This window comes from Acidovorax soli, assembly GCF_900107605.1.
Lineage (GTDB): Bacteria > Pseudomonadota > Gammaproteobacteria > Burkholderiales > Burkholderiaceae_C > Acidovorax > Acidovorax soli.
Map to the genome: position 1 here is coordinate 1 of NZ_FNQJ01000072.1, position 3,316 is coordinate 3,316.

The window sequence follows — 3,316 nt, forward strand, 5'->3', positions numbered from 1 at the left end:
CAACTGGCGCTCACCTGGGAAAAGCACAGGAATTCTTTTGAGTGGTGGGCCGTCGAGATCGTCCTGATCATCTGCATCGGCAACAACATTGGCACTGAAAAGCGAAAGGTTCAATTTGTCCCTTGGCTTGTCCCAGGCCACTCGGTCATTCACCACGTAAGCACACTCTTTGCCTTTGCCCAGTCGCACGATCTGAATCCACTGATTGGCCGACAAGTCGGAGATGGCGGTGGCGATGGTTCTCTGGGACACCCCCAGGCGCTTGGCGAGCACAGACTGCGAAACCACCAGGGCGTTCTGGTCAACCATGTAGGCACACATGTAATGCAGCAGCGCGGAAGCCGTGGGCTTGTGAAGCGTAAAGCGAGCCCAAGCCTCGTGAGCTTTTTTGTCAGTCTGCACCCATCCGGACTTTTGTAACTCGCGCCCAATTGCTTTGGGTGCTGCAACCAGTTTCTCATTCATGGAAATCCATCTCCTGAAATTGTTGCTCAGATTTTACAATCCGCTTCCAATTTTTGGCAAGAAATGTCGTCAGACTGCATACCCCTATGCAACTCAGTTGCATAGGTTCTCCCAGGAAAAACAGAGAACTCTCTAAGAATCTTCAGGGAGCCTAAAACCGGGGGGCACCACCGCCCTGCTTGTGCTGCCTGCTGGACAAGCTGGCCCTACGTGGGCACATGTGGACAACGCTGCGCGTTGACGCACATGCACCCACTGCGGCGCCACCTTGACCACAGGGGCCCCGCCTACGGCCTGACGCGCTTCGCTTGCCAAACACCCATTTGAAAAAAACAAAGGCAGGGAGCCCGCGCCCGCGAGGGCGCAGGGGGCGCAGCCCTGGGGGTCGGGGGGCGGCACGCCCCACGCGGAGGAGCGCCCTAGGCGCGGGCCGGAGGCCGCAAGCGCAGCGCGCAGCCCACCGAAGGATGGGCGTAGGGGGGTCGAATTCGCCCCCCCTCTGGGGGGGCTAGAGTAAGATCTGCGCACTTGCCTTTCGGCTTGTTCGTGGCCCTGTGCCACCCCTTCATCGACCTGGTTGCCACGGCGCCTTGTCACACGCCTCCCGGCGTTCATCTCCGCATCGCCTCGCGCGCTGCATGCGGCCCTAGCGCCGCCTCCTTTGCTGTCGGCGCAGCCTGACAGCCTGCGCATCTGTGCGCGCATCGCTCCCCTGCACCAGCCGCAACCCGGTTGCGGCTTGCACGCGTCAGCGTGCATGAACCAGTCCGACAGGACTGTGGGCGCCCCTGCGCCCATGCACCCGTCTCTGTGTCAACACAGAGACGGGTGCCTAAAACGCCCTCCAAAGCCACGCCTGGTAACGGTTTGGGTGCTTCACGCTGTGCGTGAAATCGCGTGAAAAGGTCATCGAAAGCCGCGGACGAGGACGCCTTAGCAAGGCACGCCTGACCAGCACCTCTAGGCTCAGATGACCATCAAGCAGCGTCTGGCAACGCTCTAAAAACTGCCGCCTCCATGCCTGCCGAGAGCACATCTCGCGCGTCAAAACTTACCGCCTTAGGGGGGTCTTGGAGGTGCCGGAACTTCGCGTCTTTGAGGGCTTACGCCCCTCCAAGACCCCCTGTCTGATGGCGGCGCGAACCCGGCTGGATGGGCAGCTTGTTGCCCATTCAAAGCCGTTCGTTGAGCGGCTTTGAATGAGCACCAGGAGCGCAAATGAGCAGAAATTTCGGCATCGGCAGTCGAGACATGGGGAGGGCTGGCCAAATGGCCCTGGACCGGGCTGCGACGGCTGGCGGCGTGTCGTTTTCGACGGCGGCGACCAATGCGGATCGATGGAACGACTTCACCAGCTGGGCCAGGGAGCAGGGCATCAAGCGCATGGAAGACGTGACCCCTGAAGCGGTGCGCGACTACGGCCTGCAGCTGGCCACGCGCGTCGAGGATGGGCAGCTGCAGGCCTCTACGGCACAAAACAGGGTCAGTGCCGTCAACAGCGTGATGGGCATGGCCACGAGGGGCGAATGGCGCAGCGTGAGCCCGACCAAGGAGTGCGGCATTCAGGAGCGCTGCGCTGTCCGTGAGGACGCGCCTGGCGCGCTGGATCGCGCCGCCTACGGCCAGGCCTTGGCCGCTGTGCGCGAGCAGGTTGGCGAGCGTGCGGCGGCCACGGTGGAGCTTGCGCGCGAGTTGGGCCTGCGGTCAAAGGAGGCATCACTACTCGATGCCCGATCTGCACTCCATGAAGCTCTCCAGCGGGGGGCCGTGACGATCAGTGACGGCACCAAGGGCGGGCGAGAGCGCGAGATCTCGATCACATCGCCGGTGCAAGTGCAGGCACTGGAGCGGGCCGCTCATGCACAGGGCGATGCCATCGCCGTGATGCCCCCAGGCGATGGCTGGCGAAGCTGGCGTGAGGGCGAATTGCGCGAGGCCCGCGAGGTAGTGCAGGAGCACACCGGGGGAGGTCTGCATGACCTGCGAGCGGCCTATGCCTGCGGCCGGTATGAGGCCCTTACAGGCCACGCCGCGCCATGCGCGGGGGGCACTATCAACGATCGCGCCGCCGACCTGGTGGCACGTCTGAAAATCAGCGAGGAGCTTGGCCATGGACGCGCCGAGGTGGTGGCCGAGTACGTAGGGGGTCGTCGATGAATCTCCAGCAGCAAATCCAGCAACTCACCCGTGCCTATGTGCGCAAGGGTGGCAAGGACAACCGACGCCAGCAGACAGCACGCATGATGGCCTTTGCGGAGCACGCAGAGGGCCTAGGGGCGCGCGAAATAGGGCAGGTAGGGGGTAGGCATGTGGTGAGCTACTGGCGCGCCATACGCGCCTCTGGCGGCCTTGCGGATAGCACTCTGTACGGCCATTGGCTGGCCATCCGGGAGCTATGGAGGCTTGCGGAAAAGGCGGGCGATCCGCCTAGGCCGCGCCAACAGGAGGGCGAGCAGGCCGCGACCCCGCAATCTCGCGGTTGAAAAGCTCGTCCTCGGCCAGCTCTAGCCAGTCGGCCAGTTCCTGGCCGTGCAGCTCCTGGGCCGGGGTCACGTTCACGCTGAATTCATCCCGCAGGCGGGCTAGCGTGATCTGCATTTCGTTTTCGGATCTCATGCGATTTCTCCGGTTTCCGGGTCGATGTTCCCCAGGCGAAGCTGGCCACGGGCTTCCAGCTCGGCCTGAATGCTGGGCAGGTCTGGCTCCATGCCGGGGATGCTGGGCTGGCTTGGCGGATCTTCACCTGGGCCAGTTGCCAACTGGCGCTCACCTGGGAAAAGCACAGGAATTCTTTTGAGTGGTGGGCCGTCGAGATCGTCCTGATCATCTGCATCGGCAACAACATTGGCAC

General features: G+C 63.0%; 4 protein-coding genes. 1 reads left to right on the forward strand and 3 read right to left on the reverse strand.

Annotated elements, in window-relative coordinates:
* On the reverse strand, positions 1–465 hold a 465-nt coding region (locus BLW02_RS19300; protein WP_092701731.1), incomplete at its 3' end, for a helix-turn-helix domain-containing protein.
* 1,218 nt (positions 466–1,683) lie between these two features.
* Here BLW02_RS19300 and BLW02_RS19305 point away from each other — a divergent pair.
* On the forward strand, positions 1,684–2,622 hold the full coding sequence (locus BLW02_RS19305) for a tyrosine-type recombinase/integrase (RefSeq protein WP_092701735.1): 939 nt from the start codon (positions 1,684–1,686) through the stop codon (positions 2,620–2,622).
* Between the two features lie 270 nt (positions 2,623–2,892).
* Here the strand turns inward: BLW02_RS19305 and BLW02_RS19310 are convergent, their stop codons facing one another.
* Positions 2,893–3,081, reverse strand: coding sequence for a hypothetical protein (locus BLW02_RS19310; RefSeq protein ID WP_092701738.1), 189 nt, complete (start codon positions 3,079–3,081; stop codon positions 2,893–2,895).
* A partial coding sequence (locus BLW02_RS19990; RefSeq protein WP_244273770.1) for a hypothetical protein occupies positions 3,078–3,316 on the reverse strand: 239 nt, incomplete at its 5' end. The genes BLW02_RS19310 and BLW02_RS19990, both read right to left, overlap by 4 nt.

Bases quoted from the DNA above. Each gene is read 5' to 3' on its own strand.
- BLW02_RS19305 (WP_092701735.1), top strand. From the start codon at position 1,684: ATGAGCAGAAATTTCGGCATCGGCAGTCGAGACATGGGGAGGGCTGGC.
- BLW02_RS19310 (WP_092701738.1), bottom strand. From the start codon at position 3,081: ATGAGATCCGAAAACGAAATGCAGATCACGCTAGCCCGCCTGCGGGAT.